The sequence below is a fragment of the Burkholderia aenigmatica genome (assembly GCF_902499175.1).
Classification (GTDB): Bacteria; Pseudomonadota; Gammaproteobacteria; order Burkholderiales; family Burkholderiaceae; genus Burkholderia; species Burkholderia aenigmatica.
In genome coordinates, this window is the sequence record NZ_CABVQC010000005.1 from 101,229 (window position 1) to 124,510 (window position 23,282).

Annotated in this window: 22 protein-coding genes; 18 read left to right on the forward strand and 4 right to left on the reverse strand. The window is 68.4% G+C overall.

From position 1 onward, the window contains the following. The first annotated feature begins 83 nt into the window (after positions 1-83). Positions 84-1,094, forward strand: a complete 1,011-nt coding sequence (gap, locus tag BDO18943_RS05565; protein ID WP_122944451.1) for a type I glyceraldehyde-3-phosphate dehydrogenase — start codon at positions 84-86, stop codon at positions 1,092-1,094. Positions 1,095-1,183: 89 nt separating this feature from the next. Here the strand turns inward: gap and BDO18943_RS05570 are convergent, their stop codons facing one another. Continuing rightward, entirely contained in the window at positions 1,184-2,086 is a 903-nt protein-coding gene (locus tag BDO18943_RS05570; RefSeq protein ID WP_175021575.1) for a LysR substrate-binding domain-containing protein, read from the reverse strand. Between the two features lie 151 nt (positions 2,087-2,237). Between BDO18943_RS05570 and BDO18943_RS05575 the strand changes: the two genes are divergently transcribed. From BDO18943_RS05575 to BDO18943_RS05590, 4 genes are all read left to right on the forward strand, one after another. Further along, positions 2,238-3,011 (forward strand): SDR family NAD(P)-dependent oxidoreductase, encoded by a 774-nt coding sequence (locus BDO18943_RS05575; protein WP_043191894.1) that lies wholly within the window; start codon positions 2,238-2,240, stop codon positions 3,009-3,011. Positions 3,012-3,160: 149 nt separating this feature from the next. Further along, positions 3,161-4,609 (forward strand): MFS transporter, encoded by a 1,449-nt coding sequence (locus BDO18943_RS05580; RefSeq protein ID WP_175021576.1) that lies wholly within the window; start codon positions 3,161-3,163, stop codon positions 4,607-4,609. Between the two features lie 69 nt (positions 4,610-4,678). Next, complete coding sequence (locus BDO18943_RS05585) at positions 4,679-5,632, forward strand: 2-hydroxyacid dehydrogenase (RefSeq protein WP_043191286.1); 954 nt, start codon at positions 4,679-4,681, stop codon at positions 5,630-5,632. Between the two features lie 10 nt (positions 5,633-5,642). Continuing rightward, positions 5,643-6,701, forward strand: coding sequence for an L-idonate 5-dehydrogenase (locus BDO18943_RS05590; RefSeq protein WP_175021577.1), 1,059 nt, complete (start codon positions 5,643-5,645; stop codon positions 6,699-6,701). 112 nt (positions 6,702-6,813) lie between these two features. Here BDO18943_RS05590 and BDO18943_RS05595 read toward each other — a convergent pair whose 3' ends face one another. Then, entirely contained in the window at positions 6,814-8,013 is a 1,200-nt protein-coding gene (locus tag BDO18943_RS05595) for an MFS transporter (RefSeq protein ID WP_175021578.1), read from the reverse strand. A gap of 312 nt (positions 8,014-8,325) precedes the next feature. On the opposite strand from BDO18943_RS05595, the gene cynR reads away from it, so the two are divergent. Further along, a complete protein-coding gene (gene cynR, locus BDO18943_RS05600) occupies positions 8,326-9,216 on the forward strand; it encodes a transcriptional regulator CynR (protein WP_175021579.1) in 891 nt (296 codons plus the stop codon). A 45-nt stretch (positions 9,217-9,261) separates the two neighbouring features. Here cynR and BDO18943_RS05605 read toward each other — a convergent pair whose 3' ends face one another. Then, positions 9,262-9,984: a FadR/GntR family transcriptional regulator gene (locus BDO18943_RS05605; protein WP_080741831.1), complete on the reverse strand. Its 723-nt coding sequence runs from the start codon at positions 9,982-9,984 to the stop codon at positions 9,262-9,264. A gap of 212 nt (positions 9,985-10,196) precedes the next feature. Here BDO18943_RS05605 and BDO18943_RS05610 point away from each other — a divergent pair, with 212 nt between their 5' ends. From BDO18943_RS05610 to BDO18943_RS05620, 3 genes are all read left to right on the forward strand, one after another. Next, complete coding sequence (locus BDO18943_RS05610; protein ID WP_175021580.1) at positions 10,197-11,519, forward strand: C4-dicarboxylate transporter DctA; 1,323 nt, start codon at positions 10,197-10,199, stop codon at positions 11,517-11,519. Positions 11,520-11,624: 105 nt separating this feature from the next. Continuing rightward, positions 11,625-12,632 (forward strand): allantoicase, encoded by a 1,008-nt coding sequence (gene alc, locus BDO18943_RS05615; RefSeq protein ID WP_175021581.1) that lies wholly within the window; start codon positions 11,625-11,627, stop codon positions 12,630-12,632. Between the two features lie 14 nt (positions 12,633-12,646). Continuing rightward, positions 12,647-13,165: an ureidoglycolate lyase gene (locus BDO18943_RS05620; protein ID WP_175021582.1), complete on the forward strand. Its 519-nt coding sequence runs from the start codon at positions 12,647-12,649 to the stop codon at positions 13,163-13,165. A gap of 171 nt (positions 13,166-13,336) precedes the next feature. Here BDO18943_RS05620 and fur read toward each other — a convergent pair whose 3' ends face one another. Beyond that, positions 13,337-13,765 carry a ferric iron uptake transcriptional regulator gene (gene fur, locus BDO18943_RS05625; protein WP_043191276.1) on the reverse strand — a complete coding sequence of 143 codons (429 nt, stop codon included), beginning with the start codon at positions 13,763-13,765 and terminating at the stop codon, positions 13,337-13,339. Between the two features lie 142 nt (positions 13,766-13,907). On the opposite strand from fur, the gene BDO18943_RS05630 reads away from it, so the two are divergent. From BDO18943_RS05630 to BDO18943_RS05670, 9 genes are all read left to right on the forward strand, one after another. After that, on the forward strand, positions 13,908-14,723 hold the full coding sequence (locus BDO18943_RS05630) for an outer membrane protein assembly factor BamE (RefSeq protein WP_175021583.1): 816 nt from the start codon (positions 13,908-13,910) through the stop codon (positions 14,721-14,723). A gap of 62 nt (positions 14,724-14,785) precedes the next feature. Then, positions 14,786-15,583 (forward strand): 4-hydroxy-tetrahydrodipicolinate reductase, encoded by a 798-nt coding sequence (dapB, locus tag BDO18943_RS05635; RefSeq protein WP_175021584.1) that lies wholly within the window; start codon positions 14,786-14,788, stop codon positions 15,581-15,583. Between the two features lie 18 nt (positions 15,584-15,601). Beyond that, entirely contained in the window at positions 15,602-16,270 is a 669-nt protein-coding gene (locus BDO18943_RS05640) for a MotA/TolQ/ExbB proton channel family protein (protein WP_043191272.1), read from the forward strand. A gap of 27 nt (positions 16,271-16,297) precedes the next feature. Then, on the forward strand, positions 16,298-16,759 hold the full coding sequence (locus tag BDO18943_RS05645) for an ExbD/TolR family protein (RefSeq protein WP_122944464.1): 462 nt from the start codon (positions 16,298-16,300) through the stop codon (positions 16,757-16,759). A gap of 292 nt (positions 16,760-17,051) precedes the next feature. Beyond that, positions 17,052-19,646: a leucine--tRNA ligase gene (gene leuS, locus BDO18943_RS05650; protein ID WP_175021585.1), complete on the forward strand. Its 2,595-nt coding sequence runs from the start codon at positions 17,052-17,054 to the stop codon at positions 19,644-19,646. Between the two features lie 38 nt (positions 19,647-19,684). Next, the gene (locus BDO18943_RS05655) at positions 19,685-20,239 is read left to right on the forward strand and encodes an LPS-assembly lipoprotein LptE (protein ID WP_089449893.1); all 555 of its coding nucleotides are present in this window, start codon (positions 19,685-19,687) and stop codon (positions 20,237-20,239) included. Between the two features lie 18 nt (positions 20,240-20,257). Beyond that, positions 20,258-21,352: a DNA polymerase III subunit delta gene (gene holA / locus BDO18943_RS05660; protein WP_043191265.1), complete on the forward strand. Its 1,095-nt coding sequence runs from the start codon at positions 20,258-20,260 to the stop codon at positions 21,350-21,352. 138 nt (positions 21,353-21,490) lie between these two features. Next, the gene (locus BDO18943_RS05665; protein ID WP_175021586.1) at positions 21,491-22,762 is read left to right on the forward strand and encodes a glutamate-5-semialdehyde dehydrogenase; all 1,272 of its coding nucleotides are present in this window, start codon (positions 21,491-21,493) and stop codon (positions 22,760-22,762) included. A 19-nt stretch (positions 22,763-22,781) separates the two neighbouring features. Then, on the forward strand, positions 22,782-23,204 hold the full coding sequence (locus BDO18943_RS05670; RefSeq protein ID WP_089449897.1) for a CopD family protein: 423 nt from the start codon (positions 22,782-22,784) through the stop codon (positions 23,202-23,204). Positions 23,205-23,282 lie beyond the last annotated feature (78 nt).

Here is a 23,282-nt window from a genome sequence, read left to right on the forward strand (position 1 = left end):
ATACGCGACGCGCGCCACCCCTCGCGCGCGTCGCACCGTGAAGCTGCACGAAACGAATTTTTTCAGCCATCAGGAGATAGACCATGACGATTCGCGTCGCAATCAACGGCTACGGCCGTATCGGCCGCAACACGCTGCGCGCGTTCTACGAGAACGGCAAGAAGCACGACATCGAGATCGTCGCGATCAATGATCTGGGCGATGCGAAGACCAACGCGCACCTGACCCAGTACGACACCGCGCACGGCAAGTTCCCCGGTGAAGTGTCGGTCGACGGCGATTACCTCGTCGTGAACGGCGACAAGATCCGCGTGCTGGCGAACCGCAACCCGGCCGAACTGCCGTGGGGCGAGCTGGGCGTCGACGTCGTGATGGAATGCACGGGCTTCTTCACGACGAAGGAAAAGGCGAGCGCGCACCTGAAGGGCGGCGCGAAGAAGGTGATCATCTCGGCGCCGGGCGGCAAGGACGTCGACGCCACGATCGTCTACGGCGTGAACCACAACGTGCTGAAGGCCGAGCACACCGTCATCTCGAACGCATCGTGCACGACGAACTGCCTCGCGCCGCTCGTCAAGCCGCTGAACGACAAGATCGGCCTCGAAACCGGCCTGATGACGACGATCCACGCGTACACGAACGACCAGGTGCTGACGGACGTCTACCACGAAGACCTGCGCCGCGCGCGTTCGGCCACGCATAGCCAGATCCCGACGAAGACGGGCGCTGCTTCGGCCGTCGGCCTCGTGCTGCCGGAACTGAACGGCAAGCTCGACGGTTACGCGATCCGCGTCCCGACGATCAACGTGTCGGTCGTCGACCTGTCGTTCATCGCGAAGCGCGACACGACGGTCGAGGAAGTCAACGCGATCATGAAGGAAGCATCGGAAGGCGCGCTGAAGGGCATCCTCGGCTACAACGACGCACCGCTGGTGTCGATCGACTTCAACCACAACCCGGCTTCGTCGACGTTCGACGCAACGCTGACCAAGGTGTCGGGCCGCCTCGTCAAGGTGTCGAGCTGGTACGACAACGAGTGGGGTTTCTCGAACCGCATGCTGGATACGGCTGTCGCATTCGCGAACGCGAAGTAATCCCGCACGTTGCGCGGCCGCCGCAAGGCGGCCTGCGTAGCGAACGAGCCCGGCCCGGTTTTCCGGCCGGGCTTTTTTATTGCCTGTCGTTATTGCCCGCCGTTATTGCTTGAAGCGGCCGTCACCTGCTCGAGCGCGGCGACGAACGCGCGCTTCAGCGGGCTGTCGAGATCGGTCCATGCGAGGCCGATGCCGGTGCGGTGCCCGGCCAGGTCAAGCGGCCGCGAGAGCACGTTCGGCGGCAGCGCGCTGGCGGCTTCCGCCGGAATCAGCCCGATTCCCATCCCCGCCGCGACGAGCGCGAGCATCGTCGTGAATTCCCCGAACTCCTGCGCGATCTCGAGCGTCGTGCCCGCGCGGCTCAGCGCGAGCAGCATGTCGTCGTGAAAGCCCGGCGCGTAGCGGCGCGCGAGCACGAACGCGGGCTGGCCGCGCAGCGCGGCCGGCGAGATTGCATCGTGCGCGGCGAGCGGATGGTCGAGCGGGAGCGCGACGACGAAGCCTTCCTCGAGCACCACACGCGTGTCGATGCCCGCATACGCGGCCGGCAGCCGGATCATCCCGAAATCGATCCGCCGGTCGCGCAGCGCGGCGATCTGGTCGGGTGTCGGCAGGTCCTTCAGTTCGAGCGCGATCAGCGGATAGCGCTCGCGCATCGTGCGCAGCACGGCCGGCAGCAGTACGGGCAGCACCGACGACACGAACGCGATCCGCAGCGTGCCGATCTCGCCGCGGCTCGACAGCCGCGCCATCTGTTCCGCACGCGCGGCCTGCTGCAGCGTGGCGCGCGCCTCGGGCAGGAACACGCGCCCCGTATCGCTCAGTTCGACCTTGTGCCGGTCGCGCTCGAACAGGCGCGCGCCGAGTTCTTCCTCGAGCGCCTTGATCTGCATGCTCAGCGCGGGCTGCACGATGAACAGGCGCTGCGCGGCGCGCCCGAAATGCAGCTCTTCCGCGAGCGTGACGAAGGCGCGCAATTGCTTGAGTTCCATGGGCGGCGGGTAGGAGAGGGCGGTAATCAAGTTTCATGATAACCGGATCAAAAAAGACCATTGGCGCGGCGCCCGGCCGGCGGCCGAAGATACCGTCAACGCGAGACCGGCCGCGATGGGCCGCCGGCTCGACTGGCACGAGGAGACACGCATGACCAACGCGCTTGACCGGTTCCGCCTCGACGGCCGCCGCGCACTGATCACGGGTTCCGGTCGCGGGATCGGGCTGACGCTCGCCCGTGGGCTGGCCGAAGCAGGGGCGGCGATCGTCATCAACGATCGCAATGAGGAGAAGGCCGCGACGCTCGTCCGGCACCTGCGCGAAGAAGGCTTCACGGCCGACTACGCGGTGTTCGACGTCGCCGAGCACGCGCAGGTACGCGCGGCGATCGACGATTTCGAGGCGCGCATCGGCGCGATCGACATCCTCGTGAACAACGCGGGCATCCAGCGCCGCGCGCCGCTCGACGCATTCGAACCCGACGACTGGCATGCGCTGATGCGCGTGAACCTCGACGGCGTGTTCAACGTTGCGCAGGCCGTCGCGCGGCACATGATCGCGCGCGGCCGCGGGAAGATCATCAACATCTGCTCGGTGCAGAGCGAGCTCGCGCGGCCGACGATCGCGCCGTATGCGGCGACCAAGGGCGCGGTGCGGATGCTGACGAAGGGGATGTGCGCCGACTGGGCGCGCCACGGCATTCAGGCGAACGGCCTTGCACCCGGCTATTTCGAAACCGAACTGAATCGCGCGCTGGTCGACGACGCGGCGTTCTCGGACTGGCTGTGCAAGCGCACGCCGGCCGGCCGCTGGGGGCGCGTCGACGAGCTGTGCGGCGCGGCGATCTTCCTCGCGTCGGCGGCATCCGATTTCGTGAACGGCCAGACGCTGTTCGTCGACGGCGGGCTGACCAGCGCCGTTTGAGCGACGGTGCTTGCGCCGTGTGCGCAGTACCGTTGCGCCGGCTCGCGCCGGCATCCGAATTCCCAGAAGAGCCCGCCATACGAGCGGGCCGATGTCCCGGCGCGATGGCGCCGGGTTCCGGAACGGAAGGCAGGAGACAGGAGACAACGATGGATCGCATTTCCCCGCCGCCCGCGCGGCACGATGCAGGGTCCGGCACGCCGGGCGACACCGTCGAGCGCCGCGGCGTCGACACGAAGCAGCTCAACCGCGCGGCATGGACCTGCTCGCTCGGCAGCGCGCTCGAATACTACGATTTCGCGTTGTACACGCTCGCGTCGGCACTGGTGTTCGGGCCGCTGTTCTTTCCCGCGCAGACCGCCGAGATGCGGCTGATCGCGAGCTTCGGCACCTACTTCGTCGGCTTCGCGGTGCGCCCGCTCGGCGGCGTCGTGTTCGGCGTGCTCGGCGACCGGATCGGCCGCAAGTTCGTACTGACCGCGACGGTGCTGCTGATGGGCATCGCGAGCACGCTGATCGGCGTGCTGCCGACCTTCGCGACGGCCGGCTACTGGGCGCCCGCGCTGCTGATCCTGCTGCGCATCCTGCAGGGCCTCGGTGCCGGTGCGGAACAGGCCGGCGCTGCCGTCCTGATGACCGAATATGCGCCGCCGGGCAAGCGCGGCTTCTATGCGTCGCTGCCGTTCCTCGGCATCCAGCTCGGCACGGTGCTCGCGGCGGCGGTCTATTTCCTGCTGCTCGCGAACATCGATCGCGTCACCGACGGCTGGGGCTGGCGCGTGCCGTTCCTGTTCAGCGCGGTGATCGTCGCGGTCGGGATCTACATGCGTGTGCGGCTGCACGAGTCGCCGACCTTCGTGCGGCTCGAGAAGCGCGCGCAGGTCCTGGCGAATCCGCTGAAGAGCGCCGTGCAGCATTCGAAGCGCTCGCTGCTGATCGGTATCGGTCTGCGGATGGCCGAGAACGGCGGCTCGTCGATTTACCAGGCACTCGCCGTCAGCTATCTCGCCGGCGTGATCGGGATGAAGGGGCCGATCGGCGCGCTGGCGCTGGTGTGCGCGGCGACCGTCGGCGCGTGCACGGTGCCGCTGGCCGGCCGGCTCAGCGACCGCTTCGGCCGTGTGCGCGTGTATCGCACGTTCGCGTGGCTGCAACTCGCGCTCGCGTTCCCGGTGTGGTGGATCTTCAGCCAGGGGAACGTGGTCGCGAGCGTGATCGCGATCTCGGTCGCGCAGGGCTTCGCGAACTGGGGGATGCTCGGCGCGCAGGCCGCGCTGCTGCCCGAACTGTTCGGCGCGCGCCATCGCTACATGGGCGTGTCGTTCTCGCGTGAAGTGTCGGCCGTGCTCGCAGGCGGGATCGCGCCGCTCGTCGGCGCGACGATCATCGCGACCGTGATCGCGCTGCACGGCGGCGACCACACGGCCGGCGTGCGTGCCTGGGTGCCGATCGCCGCCTATCTGGTGCTGCTGACGCTGATCACGCTGTTCACGACATCGCGGATGCCGGAAACGCTGAACCGCGATCTCGACGATCCGCTCGACGCGGCACAGACGGCGCCGGCACCGGACGCCGATGCGCTCGCGCGGCACGCATGAACGCGCCGGGCGGCTGACGCGGCCCGGCACGCTTTCGCATTCAACTTACCTCGACAGGAGCAAGCGCAGATGGCGCACGAATCGACCCAGCGGCCCGAACTGCTGATGACGGGCCCTTACCAGCCGTGGGACGACGCATGGTTGGCCGGCTATAACGTTCACCGGCTGTGGGAAGCCACCGACCGCGCGGCGTTCCTCGCCGAACACGGCGCCGGCGTGCGCGCGATCGCGACGCGCGGCGATCTCGGCGCGAATGCCGAGCTGATCGCGGCGCTGCCGAAGCTCGAGATCATCTCCTGCTATGGCGTCGGCACCGATGCGATCGATCTCGCCGCCGCGCGCGCACGTGGCATCCGCGTGACGAACACGCCCGACGTGCTGACCGGCGACGTGGCCGACCTCGGCGTCGGGCTCGCGCTCGCGATGATGCGCCGCATCGGCGCCGGCGACGCGTACGTGCGTTCCGGCGCATGGCGCGACGGCGACATGCCGCTCGTCACGCGGCTTTACGGCAAGCGCGTCGGCGTGGTCGGCTTCGGCCGGATCGGCTCGACGCTCGCGCGCCGGCTGTCGGGCTTCGATGTCGAACTCGGCTACTTCGACGTCGCGCCGCGCGAGGACAGCCCGCACCGTTTCTTCGGCGACCTTGCGGAGCTGGCCGGCTGGTGCGACCTGCTGATCGTCACGCTCGCGGGCGGGCCGACGACGCGCCACCTTGTCGACGCCGCCGTGCTCGACGCACTCGGGCCGCAAGGCTATCTGGTGAACGTGTCGCGCGGCACGACCGTCGACGAACCGGCGCTGCTCGACGCGCTCGAGCGCGGCGCGATCGCCGGTGCCGCGCTCGACGTGTTCTGGAACGAGCCGCACATCGACCCGCGTTTCCTCGCGTTGCCGAACGTGCTGCTGCAGCCGCACCATGCGAGCGGTACGATCGAGACGCGCCAGTCGATGGGCTGGCTCGTGCGCGACAACCTCGCCGCGCACTTCGCCGGCGCGCCGCTGGTCACGCCGGTCGCCTGAGGAGGCTGTCATGCGTATGCGTTGCATGTGCGTCGTGATCCACGGGCCGAACGACCTGCGGGTGGAAGAGCAGGATCCGGGCGAGATCGGCCCGGGCCAGGTGCGCGTCGATGTCGCGATGGGCGGCATCTGCGGCTCCGATCTTCATTACTTCCGGCACGGCGGCTTCGGTGCAATCCGGCTGCAGCAGCCGATGGTGCTCGGCCACGAGGTGGCCGGCACGGTCGCGGAAGTCGCGCCGGACGTCACGTCGGTGAAGGTCGGCGATCGCGTCGCGGTCAATCCGAGCCGGCCGTGCGGCGCGTGCCGCTACTGCCTCGAGGGGCTGCCGAACCAGTGTCTCGACATGCGCTTCTACGGCAGCGCGATGCGGATGCCGCACGTGCAGGGCGCGTTCCGCAACGCGCTCGTGTGCGATGCCGTGCAGTGCGTGAAGGTCGCCGATCACGTGCCGCTGTCGCTCGCGGCGCTTGCCGAACCGTTCGCGGTCGGGCTGCATGCGGTGTCGCGCGCGGGCCCGCTAATCGGCAAGCGCGTGCTCGTGTCGGGCTGCGGGCCGATCGGCGTGCTGGCGGTCGCGGCGGCGCGCGTGCATGGCGCGGCGGAGATCGTCGCGACCGACGTCGTCGAGGCGCCGCTCGAAGTGGCGAGCGCGCTCGGCGCCGACCGCACGATCAATGCGGCGGTCGATACCGGATGGGTCGAGCGTTACGGCGCCGACAAGGGCACGTTCGACGTGATGATCGAGTGTTCGGGCAATGCGCGCGCGCTGCGCGACGGGCTGGACGTGATGCGTCCGCGCGGGGTCGTCGTGCAGCTCGGGCTCGGCGGCGATGTCAGCCTGCCGCAGAACGTCGTGGTCGCGAAGGAGTTGTCGATCTGCGGATCGTTCCGCTTCCACGCGGAATTCGCGCTCGCGGTGCAGTTGATCAACGCGGGGCGCGTCGACTTGCGGCCGGCCGTCACGCGCGTGTTCCCGATGCGCGACGCGAACCTCGCATTCGAACTGGCCGGCGACCGGCAGCGCGCGATGAAGGTGCTGATCGATTTCGCGGACGAGGCCGCTTAGCGGTCACGCGCTGGCGCGCGTCGGACGGTATCGACCACCCTCGTAAAGAAGGCACGTCCGCGCTTCGCGCGGCGTGCCTTTTTTCGTCGTGCTGCGCAAACGCGCTACCGCATCACTGCGTGACCTGCCGCACGCCGACGCGCTGCGACGCGAGCCACAAGGCGATCAGCACGCCCGCGAGCGCCGCTCCCGCGACGCACACGCCGCGCCAGCCGTCGATGCCGTACGCGACGCTCGCCGCGAACGACCCGAACGCACCGCCGATGAAGTAGCTCGTCAGGTAGATCGTCGTCACGCGGCTGCGCGCGTTGCCGGCCAGCGCATAGATCACGCTCTGATTCGAGATGTGGATGCCTTGCACGCCGACGTCGAGCAGCAGGATGCCCGCGATCAGCGCCGCGAGCGAGTGCGCGCCGGTGGCGATCAGCGCGAACGACGCGAGCACGGCCGCCGCGAACAGCCCCGTCGCCGCATTGCCGTGGCCGCGATCGACCAGCCGGCCGGCCGACGTCGCCGCGAGCGCGCCCACCGCGCCGACGATCCCGAACAGGCCGATCTGCCCTTCGGAATAGCTGTACGGCGGCTGGCTCAGCAGGAACGTGAGGCCCGTCCACAGCAGGCTGAAGCACGCGAACACGAGCGCGCCGTAGGTGGAGCGCAGCGCGATCAGCGGTTGCGCGCGCACCAGCGCGACGAGCGACTTCATCAGCGCCGCATAGTCGAGGCGCGCGTCGCGGCGATCCTTCGGCAGCTTCACGGCGAGCACGGCGGCTAGCACCGCCACCATCACCGCGGCGATGCCGTACACCGCGCGCCAGCCGAACCCGTCGGCGATCGCGCCGGCCGCGACGCGTGCGAGCAGGATGCCGAGCAGCAGCCCGCTCATCACGGTGCCGACCGCGCGGCCGCGCGAGCGCGCGTCGGCGAGCGATGCGGCGAACGGCACGAGCAGCTGTGTCGAACAGGTGACGAAGCCGACTGCGACGTTCGCGACGACGAACATCGTGAAGTTGGTGCTGAACGTGACCGCGACCAGCGCGACGACGTTGAGCATCAGCAGCCGCACGATCAGCGTATGACGGTTGACCGCGTCGCCGAGCGGGACGATCAGCAGCAGGCTCGCCGCATAGCCGAGCTGCGTCAGCGTGACGAGATAGCCGAGCTCGGTCGGCGCACGCCCGAAGCTGCGTGCGATCGCGGCGAGCAGCGGCTGCGCGTAGTAGATGTTGCCGATGACGATGCCGCACGCGCAGGCGAACAGCAGCGTCATGCCGCGGGTGAGAGGAGGATGGGTGTCGTGATGCGGTTCCATGGTCGCGAAAAACAGCGGCGCCGTCCGGCGGCACGGGGCCGTCGGCTGCGCGGGGTGACGGAAATCGGGGCCGGCGTCAACGGATCGGCGGTGAACCGATGCGCGCCGGGCGGATCGCGGCCGGGCCCGGATCGGGCGGGCGGCGGATCGTCGTGCGGCGGGCGGAGGCAGGGCGGGCCCGGGCGGGCCGATCCGGTGCGGCGCCAGACGCGATGCACGGGAACGGATGTGCGTATGATGCGGGAATCGAACCATAGCGTCCAAGACTGGATCGTTATGCGCTTCATTGGTAAAACCAATACGTCGGCCGCCATGCTCCTCCGCCACATCCGCTATTTCCTGGCCGTCGCCGAGCAGCGCAGTTTCACGCGCGCGGCCGACGCGCTGCACGTCTCGCAACCGACGCTGTCGCAGCAGATCCGCCAGCTCGAGGAAACGCTCGGCGTGCAGTTGTTCGACCGCTCGGGCCGCACGGTGCAGCTCACCGAGTTCGGCGAGGTCTATGCGCGCCACGCGCGCGCCGCGCTGCACGAGCTCGAGACGGGGCAGCGCGCGCTGCACGACGTCGCCGATCTCGGCAGCGGGTCGTTGCGGCTCGCGATGATGCCGACCTTCGCGGCCTACCTGAGCGGCTCGCTGATCGACGCGTTCCATGCCGACTATCCGAACGTCGCACTGACGATCGACGCGATGCCGCAGGAGCGCATCGAGGCGCTGCTCGCCGACGACCGGCTCGACGCGGGCTTCGCGTTCATGCCGCCACGTGCGCCGGACATCGATGCGCTGCCGCTGTGGGACGAGCCGCTCGCGCTCGTGACGGGCCGCACGCATCGTCTCGCGCGGCGCCGTCGCGCACTGACGCCGGCCGAGCTCGGCGGCGAGCCGCTGGTGCTGCTGAGCCGCGCGTTCGCGACGCGCGAAAGCATCGACCGGTATTTCATCGAGCATGGCGCGCGGCCGAAGATCGCGATCGAGACGAATACGGTCAGCGCGGTGCTGGAGCTCGTGCGGTGCGGCCGGCTCGCGACGGTGCTGCCCGACGCAGTCGCGCGCGAGAGCGCCGACCTGTGCGCGCTCGAGATCGATCCGCCGCTGCCCGCGCGCACGGCTGCGCTGCTCACGCGCAAGGGCGCGTACCGCAGCGTCGCGGCGCGCGCGTTCATCGAGCGTGCGCTCGCGTATCGCGATCCGTCGGGAGGGTGACCGGTACGGCCGGGCGGCGCGCGCGACGGGCGCCCGCCCGGGCCGTCATGTACGCGGTGTCGGGAAGAAGATGCCCGCGCGCTGCGCGGCGTTCGCGATGTGCGTTTCGATCGCGGTGCCGGCGGCAGCCGCGTCGCGCGCGATCAGCGCGTCGACGATCGCACGGTGCTCGTGCCACGTCGACAGCAGCAGTTCGCGCCGGTAGAACGGCATGCGCTGGCTTTCCTTCATGATGTCCGCGCTGCTGCGCAGCACCGATTCGATCGCCGCGTTGCCGGCCAGGTGGATGATCCGCATGTGGAAGTCGAAGTCGAGCTGCGACGCTTCGTCGAGCGCGTTTTCGGTGAGCGCGACGTGCAGGTCGGCGAGGTTGTCCTCGAACCACGCGATGTCGCCATCGCTGACGACGTGCGCGGCCATCCGCGCGGCGAACCCTTCGAGCGCATAGCGCATCTGGTACGTGTCGGGTGGCGACGACTGCTCCGCGAACCGCCATGCGTGCGCGGCCGTGGCCTGCGCGCTTTCGACGTACACGCCCTTGCCGGCGCGGATGCGCAGCATCCCGAGCGCCTCGAGCGTCGACAGCGCCTCGCGCAGCGACGCGCGGCTGATCTCCAGCTCTTCGGAGAGCTGGCGCTGGGCCGGCAGCAGGCTGCCGACCGGATACACGCCTGCCTCGATCCGGTCGCGGATCGTCGCGATGGCGGCGTCGGTCACGGTGTGCGGAACGTTTTTCATGATGTGAACTTTGGCCGGTCTGACCGGCATTGTAATCCGCACGCAGGCGGTGCATGGCCGGCCTACGGGAAAGCCACGATCTGCCCCTGTCAGGTGCATCGAAACCGGGCGGGAGGGGGCGGGAAATCCCTATTTTGTCCGTCCTTGACGCCACTATATCGGCTTCCTACTATCCACCATAACATCACTGGTCTTACCAGTATGAACAGACGAAACTGCAACCGTTGGATCGGGAGAGCGCCGTGTCGAAATTCCTCAATTCGCTGTTTGGCCGGGTAGTCGTCGCACTTGTTCTAGGGATCGCGCTCGGCGCGTTCTTCCCGCATTTCGCCGAGTCGTTGCGACCGCTCGGCGACGGCTTCCTGAAGCTCATCAAGATGGTGATCGGGCCGATCGTGTTCTGCGTCGTGGTCAGCGGGATGGCCAACGCGGGCGACCTGAAAAAGGTCGGCCGGGTCGGCCTGAAGGCCGTCGTCTACTTCGAGATCATGACGACGCTCGCGCTCGGCATCGGCCTCATCCTCGCGTGGCTCACGCGTCCGGGCGTCGGGATGAACATCGACCTGCGCTCGCTCGACGCGTCGTCGCTCGCGTCGTACGCGAAGAACGCCGAAAGCCTGAAGGACACGGCCGGCTACCTGATGAAGATCATCCCCGAGACCGCGATCGACGCGTTCGCGAAGGGCGACATCCTGCAGATCCTGGTGTTCGCGGTGCTGTTCGGCTCCGCGCTGTCGCTGCTCGGCGACAAGGCGCAGCGCGTCAACTCGCTGATCGAGGAACTGTCGCACGTGTTCTTCCGCATCATCGGCTTCATCATCAAGCTCGCGCCGCTCGGCGTGCTTGGCGCGATCGCGTTCACGACCGGCAAGTACGGCGTCGCGTCGCTCAAGCAGCTCGGCTATCTCGTCGCGGTGTTCTACCTGAGCTGCTTCGTGTTCGTCACGGTCGTGCTCGGCACGGTGATGCGGCTCGCGGGCTTCTCGGTGTTCAAGCTGATCCGCTACCTGCGCGAAGAGCTGTCTATCGTGCTCGGCACGGCGTCGTCGGACGCGGTGCTGCCGCAGGTGATGCGCAAGCTCGAATACATGGGCGTGAAGGATTCGACGGTCGGCCTCGTGATTCCCACCGGCTACTCGTTCAACCTCGACGGCTTCTCGATCTACCTGACGCTCGCCGTGCTGTTCATCGCGCAGGCCACCAACACGCCGCTGTCGACGCATGACCTGATCGTCGTGCTGCTCGTGTCGCTCGTCACGTCGAAGGGCGCGCACGGGATCCCGGGCTCGGCGATCGTGATCCTCGCGGCAACGCTGTCGGCGATCCCCGCGATTCCGGTGCTCGGCCTCGTGCTGATCCTGCCGGTCGACTGGTTCGTCGGCATCGCCCGCGCGGTGACCAACCTGATCGGCAACTGCGTCGCGACGGTGGTCGTCGCGGTGTGGGAGAACGACATCGATCGGGCCCGCGCGAAGCGCGTGCTGAACCGCGAGCTGCGCTACGTGCCGGCCGAAGAGGAAGATCGCGCGGCGCCGGTCGCCGGCGATCAGGCTCACGCGCTCTGAGCGCAACCCCGCGCGCGGCGGCTTCCCCAGGTCGTCCCGCGCAACCGGAATTCAGGTGGCCGGCGCCTCGATGCGCCGGCACTTCATCGCACCCCAGGAGACGACATGGCAGCCCCCATCCTCGATCCGAACGCGCCGGCCTTTACGCGGCGTTACATGAACCTCGCCGACCCGCGCCTCGGGGCGCAGGCGCTCTTTGCCAGCGACGAATTCTTCGCGCCGAAGGAGCGCATGCTGAATCCCGAGCCGGCCGTGTTCATTCCCGGCAAGTATGACGACCACGGCAAGTGGATGGACGGCTGGGAGACGCGCCGCAAGCGCACGACCGGCCACGACTTCTGCGTGGTGCGGCTCGCGCGGCCGGGCGTGATCCACGGCGTCGACCTCGATACGAGCCACTTCACCGGCAACTTCCCGCCGGCCGCGTCGATCGACGCGTGCGTGGCCGAAGGCGACACGCCGCCCGATGACGCCGAATGGCGCCCGATCGTCCCGGCGACGACGCTGCAGGGCAATTCGCATCACTACGTGAGCGTCGACGATGCGCGGCCCTATACGCACCTGCGCGTGAACCTGTATCCGGACGGCGGGCTCGCGCGGCTGCGCGTCTACGGCCAGCCGCAGCGCGACTGGCGCCAGGTGCCGGCCGGCGAGCTCGTCGATCTCGCGGCGATCGAGAACGGCGGCTACCTGGTGGCCGCGAACAACCAGCACTTCGGCCCGGCCTCGCAGATGCTGATGCCGGGGCGCGGCGTGAACATGGGCGACGGCTGGGAAACGCGGCGCCGCCGCGAGCCGGGCAACGACTGGGCGATCGTCGCGCTTGCGCGGCCGGGCATCATCCGGCGCGTCGAGGTCGATACCGCGTTCTTCAAGGGCAACTTCCCCGACCGCTGCTCGCTGCAGGCCGCGCATGTCACGGGCGGCACCGACGACTCGCTCGTCACGCAGGCGATGTTCTGGGCCGAACTGCTCGGCGAGCAGAAGCTGCGGATGGATCACGTCCACACGTTCGACCCGCTCGCGGCGCTCGGCCCCGTCACGCATGTGCGTTTCAACATCTTCCCGGACGGCGGCGTGTCGCGCCTGCGTCTGTGGGGCGAGCCGGTTTGAAGGAGGGCAACGGCATGAGCGGATCCCACCTGCTGCGCGTCGAGCGCCTGACCCGCGAAGCGTTCGCGCCGTTCGGCGACGTGATCGCGCTCGAAGGCGCACGGCATTTCCCGATCAACGGCGGCACGACCGAGCGCTTCCACGATCTCGCGACGATCGACGTGTGCGCGGACGGCGGCCGCCCGCTCGTCAGCGTGTTCCGCGCGCAGCCGCGGACGCTGCCGGTCGCCATCACGCTGATGGAGCGCCATCCGCACGGCAGCCAGGCATTCATCCCGCTCGCGGCCGTGTCGCGCTACGCGATCGTCGTCGCGCCGGCCGGCGATTTCCGGCCCGACGCGATGCGCGCGTTCCTCGCGGAAGGCTGGCAGGGCGTGAACTATGCGAAGGGTGTCTGGCACCATCCGCTGCTTGCGCTCGACGCGGTCAGCGATTTCGTGATCGTCGATCGCGGCGGCCCGCAGCCGAACTGCGACGAGATCCCGCTCGAGCGCGCGTGGGCGCTCGAGTTCGAGCCGGCCTGCGCGGCCTGACGCAAGCACAGCGTCAGGCGCGGGCACGTCGAAGGGATTTCGAAAGCCTGGGCCGCACGGCTCGCACGGCGGTACGCCGACGCCATCCCGATCCGGGTGCTATCCCGAAAAGAACACGGCCCGGGCGGCGAGATGCCGGCCGGGCCGTGCTGCGTGCGAGGGTCGCGCGACTCAGTGCTTGCGATGCGGGCAGTTCTCGGTGGTGCAGGAACCGTACATCGCGAGCGAGTGCTCCTGGAGCTTGAAACCGCGCTCCTTGGCGATGGCCTGCTGGCGGCCTTCGATCTCGGCGTCGAAGAACTCCTCGACACGGCCGCAATCGAGGCACACGAGGTGATCGTGGTGCGAGCCTTCGTTCAGTTCGAACACGGCCTTGCCGGATTCGAAGTTGCTGCGCGTCAGCAGGCCGGCCTGCTCGAACTGCGTCAGCACGCGGTAGACGGTGGCGAGCCCGATGTCGAGCTGCTCGTTGAGCAGGTTCCGGTAGACGTCTTCTGCCGTCAGATGGCGCACGGGGCTCTGCTGGAAGATCTCGAGAATCTTGAGGCGCGGTAGGGTGGCCTTTAGCCCGATATTCTTGAGATCCGTCGGATTGGTCATGGCTAGGCATCCCTAGAGTACAATGCAGGGCTTCAATGTTACCGGCTTTTCGCCGTTCCAGAAACACGCGCGGCCTGCGATGCGGGCCTGCACGGTGAGGGAAATGATTCCAGAATCTCTTTCGCACTTTCAGAGGAGCCGCATGCGGAGTGTCATCATCGCTGCCGCCGCCGTTGCCGCGCTGGCTGGTTGTTCGTCGTACGACAGCGTGACGCAGCGCATCGCGCAGAGCATCACCCCCTACCGGATCACCGTCGTGCAAGGCAACTTCGTGTCGCAGGAGAAGGCCGCGCAGCTGCAGGTCGGCATGTCGCGCGAGCAGGTGCGCGCGCTGCTCGGCACCCCGCTGCTGGCCGACATGTTCCACGCCGACCGCTGGGATTACCTCTTCTACTTCAAGCGCGGCTCGACGGCAGTCGTCCAGCAGCGCGATCTGGTCGTGACGTTCTCGGGCGATCGCCTGGCGGGCTGGACGGGGGCGGACAACCTGCCTTCGGAACTCGACCTGCTGGCCGATATCGACGGCGACCGTGGCGGCAAGAAGGCGAAAGCGGCCGCAGCGGCGAAGAAGGCCGCCGAGGCCGCCGCCGCCGCGAGCGCCGCGCAAGCGGCGAGCGCGGCGGCGCCGGAGGCTGTCGCCAGCCCGGCCGCCGTGCCGGCGTCGGGCGCGGTGGTCGACCAGGATGCGAACGCGCAGGCCGCCCGCGCGGCGAACCGTGCGACCAACCAGGTGTCGGGTCAGGGTACGGCCGCGCGGCGGTTCACGCCGTCCACGCAGGCTGCCGGCGGTGCGCCGGTGCCGGGCGGCCAGCCGCCGGGCGCGGTTCCGGCGATCCAGCCGCAGTTCCAGTTCCATCGTCCGCCGCAGCCGAACGTGTCGAACGAGGCGTCGCCGCCGGTCGGCCCGCAAGGCTCCGACACGCTGCAGAACCAGCCGCTCACCGCGCCGGCGCAGTAAGTCCGCGTGTGAAAACAGGGCGGCATGCGCCGCCCGTCTTTAGACCTGTCGTGTAGAAAGCCATGAAGATTGCGATTGCCGGCGCATCGGGCCGAATGGGCCGGATGCTGATCGAAGCCGTTCTCAACGATTCCGACGCGCAGCTGGTCGGCGCGCTCGACCGTGCCGACTCGCTGTTCCTCGGCCAGGACGCCGGCGCGTTCCTTGGCAAGGACACCGGGGTCAAGCTGACCGCCGATCTCGACGCCGTGTTCGCGCAGGCCGACTACCTGATCGACTTCACGCGTCCGGAAGGCACGATGGCCCATATCGAGGCCGCGCTGCGCCACGACGTGAAGCTCGTGATCGGCACGACCGGCTTCACCGCCGAGCAGAAGGCCGAGTTGCAGGCCGCGGCGGGTAAGATCGGCATCGTGTTCGCGGCGAACATGAGCGTCGGCGTGAACGTCACGCTGAAGCTGCTCGAATTCGCGGCGAAGCATTTCTCGCACGGCTACGACATCGAGATCATCGAGGCGCATCACCGGCACAAGGTCGATGCGCCGTCCGGCACCGCGCTGATGATGGGCGAAGCCGTCGCCGGCGCGCTCGGCCGCTCGCTCGACGATTGCGCGGTGTACGGCCGTCACGGCGTGACGGGCGAACGCGACCCGTCGTCGATCGGCTTCGCCGCGGTGCGCGGCGGCGACATCGTCGGCGACCACACCGTGCTGTTCGCCGGGATCGGCGAGCGCATCGAGATCACGCACAAGTCGTCGAGCCGCGTGTCGTACGCGCAAGGCGCGCTGCGCGCGGTCCACTTCCTGTCGGCGCGCGGCGCCGGCCTGTTCGACATGCAGGACGTGCTCGGCCTGCGCTGACCCCACGGGGAAACTCCGATGGCGATACCCACCGGCGTTGTCCACTACCTCGAAAGCGGCGATGCGATCACGCACGCCGTCGCCTATGTGCTGCTGGCGATGTCCGTCGCCAGCTGGTGCTTCCTCCTCACGAAAGCCTGGCTGCTGGTCCGTGCGAAGCGGCAGGGGCCGCGCGCGCTCGCCGCGTTCTGGCGCGCGTCGTCGCTCGACGCGGGCATTGCCGCGCTCGCCGGCGCCGATCGCGAGCGCGTGTTCGTGCCGCTGGCCGAAGCCGCGCGCGATGCGGCCGACGACCACGATCCGGCCGCACTGGCCGCGCGCGTCGAGCGCAGCGAGCGCGTGCTGCGTGCGTTGCGGCACGCGATGCTGCGCTCGCAGCGGCGTCTCGAATTCGGCCAGGTGCTGCTCGCGTCGATCGGCAGCACCGCACCGTTCGTCGGGCTGCTCGGCACTGTGTGGGGCATCTACCACGCGCTCGGCAGCATCGCCGCCAGCGGGCAGGCGCAGATCGAGAACGTCGCGGGGCCGGTCGGCGAGGCGCTGATCATGACCGCGTTCGGGCTCGTCGTCGCGATTCCCGCGGTGCTGGCCTACAACATCCTCGGGCGGCTCGTGCGGCAGCTCGCCGAGGAGCTCGACGGCTTCGCGCGCGACCTGCACGTGTTCGTGTGCGCGCAGGAAGCCTGACGCGCCCATTCCGGGGGAGGAGCGACCATGGCATTCGGCGGACTCGAGCACCACAAGACGTCCGCGCCGATGGCGGAGATCAACATGACTCCGCTGATCGACGTGATGCTGGTGCTGCTCGTCATCTTCATCATCACGGCGCCGCTGATGACGCACGCGATCCGGCTCGACCTGCCGAAGGTGGCGGCCAGCGTCGCGCGCGATACGCCGCAATCCGTCACCTTGTCGATCGACGATGCGGGCAAGCTGTACTGGGACGACACGCCCGTGGCGCTCGACGCGCTGCCCGCGCGCTTTCGCGCCGCCGCCGCGGGTGGCGCGCCGCCCGAGTTGCGGCTGCGCGCGTCGCGCGCGACCCGCTACGACACGATCGCGCAGGTGATGGGCGCCGCGCAGGCCGCCGGCCTCACGCGGATCGGCTTCGTGACCGACGTGCCGCCGCAGGCGGGCGGTTCGGCGGCAGCGCCTGCCGTGCCGGCCAACCGCTGAGCGGATCCGGCGGGCCCATCCCTGCCGCGGGATCGGGCCGCACGCCGCAAGACCGGTCGAATGGGCCGGCGCGGGCGGTATAATCAACGTTTTTCCCGGTTGGCAGGCTTTTTTCAGGTAACCCGGAATTTTCCAGGCTACCCGGGCATGCCGCGGGTTACCCGGAAAATTCCCGGAAACCGTGAACAGGTCCGGCAACAGCGAACCTGCCAGTCCGCCGGGCCAGCACGACTTTCGATCCACATCCGCGCGCGAGCCGTCGCGCCGCTTAAAGCCTAGTCCGAACCACACCATGCACGAGAGATACGTACCCGCCGACGTCGAAGCCGCCGCCCAGGGCGACTGGCGCGCAGCCGATGCCTACAAGACGCAGGAAGATTCGCAGAAGCCGAAGTTCTACTGCGTGTCGATGCTGCCGTACCCGTCCGGCAAGCTGCACATGGGTCACGTGCGGAACTACACGATCAACGACGTGATGTACCGCTATCTGCGGATGAACGGCTACAACACGCTGATGCCGATGGGCTGGGACGCGTTCGGGATGCCGGCCGAGAACGCCGCGATGGCGAACGGCGTGCCGCCCGCGAAGTGGACTTACGACAACATCGACTACATGAAGGGCCAGATGCAGTCGATGGGTCTCGCGATCGACTGGTCGCGCGAAATCGCGACGTGCAAGCCCGACTACTACAAGTGGAACCAGTGGCTGTTCCTGAAGATGCTCGAGAAGGGCATCGCGTACAAGAAGACGGGCACCGTGAACTGGGACCCGGTCGACCAGACCGTGCTCGCGAACGAGCAGGTGATCGACGGCCGCGGCTGGCGCTCGGGCGCGCTCGTCGAGAAGCGCGAGATCCCGATGTACTACCTGCGCATCACGCAGTACGCGGATGAGCTGCTGAACGACCTCGACGGCCTCGGCTGGCCGGAGCGCGTGAAGATCATGCAGCAGAACTGGATCGGCAAGAGCTTCGGCGTGAACTTCGGCTTCCCGTACGAACTCGACGGCGAGAAGACGCTGCTGCGCGTGTTCACGACGCGCGCCGACACGATCATGGGCGTCACGTTCTGCGCGATCGCGGCCGAGCATCCGCTCGCCACGCGCCTCGCCCAGGACAAGCCCGAGCTGCTCGCGTTCATCGACGAATGCAAGCGCGGCGGTGTCGCCGAGGCCGACGTCGCGACGATGGAGAAGAAGGGCGTCGCGACGGGCTTCTCGGTCATGCATCCGCTGACCGGCGAGCCGGTCGAGGTGTGGATCGGCAACTACGTGCTGATGAGCTATGGCGAAGGCGCGGTGATGGGCGTGCCGGGCCACGACGAACGCGATTTCGCGTTCGCGAAGAAATACGACCTGCCGATCAAGCAGGTGATCTCGGCCGAAGGCCAGCAGTACTCGCTCGACGCATGGCAGGAGTGGTACGGCGACAAGGAAACCGCGGTCTGCGTGAACAGCGGCAAGTACGACGGCCTGCACTACGCGGAAGCCGTCGACGCGGTCGCGGCCGACCTGAACGCCGGCGGCTTCGGCGACAAGCAGGTCACGTGGCGCCTGCGCGACTGGGGCGTGTCGCGCCAGCGCTACTGGGGCACCCCGATCCCGATCATCCACTGCCCGTCGTGCGGCGACGTGCCGGTGCCGGAGCAGGATCTGCCCGTCGTGCTGCCGGAAGACCTCGTGCCGGACGGCTCGGGCAACCCGCTCGCGAAGTCGGAAGCGTTCCTGAACTGCGCGTGCCCGAAGTGCGGCGCGGCCGCGAAGCGCGAAACCGACACGATGGACACGTTCGTCGATTCGTCGTGGTACTTCTCGCGCTACACGGCGCCGGACGCCGAGACGATGGTCGACGCGCGCACCGACTACTGGATGCCGATGGATCAGTACATCGGCGGTATCGAGCACGCGATCCTGCACCTGCTGTATTCGCGCTTCTGGACCAAGGTGATGCGCGACCTCGGCCTCGTGAAGTTCGGCGAGCCGGCGAAGAACCTGCTCACGCAGGGGATGGTGCTGAACGAGACGTACTACCGCGAGGACGCATCGGGCAAGAAGACCTGGTACAACCCGCTCGACGTGACGGTCACGCACGACGACAAGGGGCGCCCGGTCGGCGCGACGCTGAACGCGGACGGCCAGCCGGTCGTGCTCGGCGGCATCGAGAAGATGTCGAAGTCGAAGAACAATGGCGTCGATCCGCAACTGTTGATCGACCAGTATGGCGCCGATACCGCGCGCCTGTTCACGATGTTCGCCGCGCCGCCCGAGCAGCAGCTCGAGTGGTCGGGTGCGGGTGTCGAGGGCGCGAGCCGCTTCCTGCGTCGCGTGTGGAGCTTCGGCGCAACGAACCGCGAAGCGCTCGCCGCGCGCGCGGGCTTCGATGCGGTCGCACTCGGCGAAGCCGACAAGGTGCTGCGCCGGGAGATCTACAGCGTGCTGAAGCAGGCCGATTTCGACTACCAGCGTCTGCAGTACAACACGGTCGTGTCGGCCGCGATGAAGATGCTGAACGCGATCGACGGCGCGAAGGGCGCGACGCCCGGCGTGCTGCGTGAAACGTACGGCGTGCTGCTGCGCGTGCTGTACCCGGTCGTGCCGCACGTCACGTTCGAGCTGTGGAAGGCGCTGGGCTATGCGGACGAATTCGGCCCGCTGCTCGACGCACCGTGGCCGAAGGTCGACGAGGCCGCGCTCGAGCAGGCCGAGATCGAACTCGTGCTGCAGGTGAACGGCAAGGTGCGCGGCGCGCTGAAGGTGGCGAAGGACGCGAGCCGCGAGGCGATCGAAGCCGCGGCGGTGGCCGACGACGCGTTCGCGAAGTTCAGCGACGGCAAGCCGGCGAAGAAGATCGTCGTCGTGCCGGGCCGCCTCGTGAACATCGTCGTCTGACGGCCGCTGGCCGTCGGACGTACCCAGAAGGAGCGAAGGTGATCCGCAGATCGTTTTTGATGCTCGCTGTCGGCAGCGCGGTTGCGCTGTCGGCATGCGGCTTCCAGTTGCGCGGCCAGCAGGACTACGCGTTCAAGCGCCTGCTGATCGCCGGCGCGCCGCCGCCCGTCGAGGCGCGCCTCGTGCGTCTCGTCGAGGCCGGCAGCGACACGAAGATCGTCCAGTCGGCGGGCGACGCCGATGCCGTGCTGACCATGTGGGAATCGCGTAGCCTGAATACGCTGACGCTCAACAAGTACGGTTCGGCACAGGAATACGCGCTCTTTTATACGTTGCGCTACCAACTGACGAGCAAGGACGGCACGGTGCTGATTCCGATGAGTGCGATCGCGCTGAACCGCGCGATGACGTACAGCGATCAGTACACGAACGCGAAGGCGCAGGAATCGGAACTCCTGTACGGCGACATGCAGAACGACGCGGTCGACCAGCTGATGCGACGTCTCGCGATCGTCCACTCGCTGACGCCGGCGCCGGAAGATGTGGTGCCGGGCGTCGCGCCGCGGGCGCCGCTGCCGCCGCCGCCGCTCTGATCGACGGCGTACGTACCGATGCAACTGCGACTTGATGCGCTGGAGCCGCACCTCGCGAAGGGGTTGGCCGGGCTCTATACCGTCTACGGCGACGAGCCGCTGCTCGCGCAGGAAGCGTGCGACCGCATTCGTGCGGCCGCGCGCGCGGCCGGCTTCACCGAGCGTTCGGTGCATACGGTCGAGCGCGGTTTCGACTGGAGCGTGCTGCTCGGCGCTACCCAGGCGATGTCGCTGTTCGGCGAGCGCCAACTGATCGAGCTGCGCATTCCGTCGGGCAAGCCCGGCAAGGAAGGCGCCGATGCGCTGAAGACGCTCGCGGCCACGCCGAACCCCGACGCGCTGATGCTCGTCACGTTGCCGCGCCTCGACGCGGCCACGCAGAAATCCGCGTGGTTTACTGCGCTGCAGAACGGCGGCGTCGCGTTGAAGATCGATCCGGTCGACCGTGCGCAGCTGCCGAACTGGATCGGCCAGCGTCTTGCCATGCAGGGCCAGCGCGCCGCGCCCGGCGAGGACGGGCGGCGCGCGCTGCAGTTCATCGCCGAGCGCGTCGAAGGCAACCTGCTTGCCGCGCACCAGGAAATCCAGAAGCTCGGGCTGCTGTATCCGCAGGGCGCGCTGTCGTTCGAGCAGGTGCACGACGCGGTGCTGAACGTCGCGCGTTACGACGTCTTCAAGCTGAACGAAGCAATGCTCGCCGGCGACGCCGCGCGGCTCGCGCGAATGATCGACGGGCTGAAGGGCGAGGGCGAGGCGATCGTGCTCGTGATGTGGGCCGTCGTCGAGGAGTTGCGCACGCTGCTGCGGATCAAGCGCGGCACGACGGCCGGCAAGCCGCTCGCGACACTGCTGCGCGAGAACCGCGTGTGGGGGCCGCGTGAGCGGCTGATCGGCCCCGCGCTGAACCGCGTGTCGGAAGCCGTGCTCGAGAAGGCGCTCGCGTTTGCCGCGAAGCTCGACCGGCAGGTCAAGGGGCTCACGGCCGTCGCGCCGGGTCGCCGCACGCAGGACGAACCGCCGCCCGATCCGTGGGACGGGCTGTTCCAGCTCGCGATGACGGTGGCCGGTGCCCGCGGCGAGCGGCCGCCGACCGCGGGCCACGTGCGACGCTAAGTCCCGTTCGGGCCTTCAGCGCGCGCTGCGCAACCCGCTTACAATGTTTTGATCGCTGGCGCGGCTCTCCAGCCGCGTCCGCTCACGCTTCCCCACGAATTCATGCCGCCCAGCGCGGCGCGCTTCTCGAGTCACACGATGGATATCGATCAGTACATGACCGACCTGGGCCGTCGCGCCCGGCACGCTTCCCGCGCGATGGCGCGCGCCAGCACAGCCGCGAAGAACGCGGCGCTCGACGCCGTGGCGCGCGCGATCGAACGCGACGCGCAGGCGCTGAAGGATGCGAATGCGCGCGATGTCGAACGTGCCCGTGAAAAGGGGCTCGATGCGGCGTTCGTCGATCGCCTGACGCTGTCGGACAAGGCGCTGAAGACGATGGTCGAAGGCTTGCGCCAGGTGGCGTCGCTGGCCGATCCGATCGGCGAGATCAGCAACCTCAAGTATCGCCCGAGCGGCATCCAGGTCGGCCAGATGCGTGTGCCGCTCGGCGTGATCGGCATCATCTACGAATCGCGCCCGAACGTGACGATCGACGCGGCTGCCCTGTGCCTGAAGTCGGGCAACGCGACGATCCTGCGCGGCGGCTCCGAAGCGCTCGAATCGAACGCGGCGCTCGCGAAGCTGATCGGCGAAGGGCTCGAAGCAGCCGGCTTGCCGCAGGACGCAGTGCAGGTCGTCGCGACGGCCGATCGCGCGGCAGTCGGCAAGCTGATCACGATGACCGAATACGTCGACGTGATCGTGCCGCGCGGCGGCAAGAGCCTGATCGAGCGCCTGATCAACGAGGCCCGGGTGCCGATGATCAAGCATCTCGACGGCATCTGCCACGTGTACGTCGACGATCGCGCCGATCTCGCCAAGGCGCTGACCGTCTGCGACAACGCGAAGACGCACCGCTACGGCACCTGCAACACGATGGAGACGCTGCTCGTGTCGAGCGGCGTGGCGGCGAAGCTGCTGCCGCCGCTCGGCAAGCTGTATCGCGACAAGCAGGTCGAACTGCGCGTCGATGCGGCCGCGCGCACGGTGCTCGCCGATGCGGGCGTCGGCCCGCTCGTCGATGCGACCGAGGAAGACTGGCATACCGAGTATCTCGCGCCGGTGCTCGCGATCAAGGTCGTCGACGGCCTCGATGCCGCGATCGAGCACATCAACCATTACGGCTCGCACCACACGGATGCGATCGTCACCGAGGATCACGACCGCGCGATGCGGTTCCTGCGCGAGGTCGATTCGGCGAGCGTGATGGTCAACGCGTCGACCCGTTTCGCGGACGGCTTCGAATTCGGCCTCGGCGCGGAAATCGGCATCTCGAACGACAAGCTGCACGCACGCGGCCCCGTCGGCCTGGAAGGGCTGACGTCGCTGAAGTACGTCGTGCTCGGGCACGGCGAAGGCCGGCAGTAACCAGCGAGGCGCGCAACCGATGGCAATGCTCTGGGTCAAGACGTTCCATATCGTTCTGATCGCCGCGTGGTTCGCGGGGCTGTTCTACCTGCCGCGCATCTACGTGAACCTGGCCATGGAAACCGATCCGGCCGCGGTGCGGCGCCTGCTGCTGATGGCACGCAAGCTGTTCCGCTTCATGACGATGATCGCGGTGCCGGCGCTGGCCTGCGGGTTGTGGCTCTGGCTGTCGATCGGCATCGGGCAGGGGCAGGGCTGGATCCACGCGAAGGTGACGGTCGTGCTGCTGCTGATCGTCTACCACGCGTATTGCGGGCATCTGCTGAAGGTGTTCGAGCGCGGCGAGAACCGCCGCACCGACAAGTGGTATCGCGTGTTCAACGAGCTGCCGGTGCTCGGCATGCTCGCGGCGGTCGCGCTGGTCGTGATCAAGCCGTTCTGAGCGGCATGGCCGGCGAGGTTGCCGGCGCCGCCCGATGCGCAACGGCGCCCCACGGGGCGCCGTTGGTCGTTTACGCGC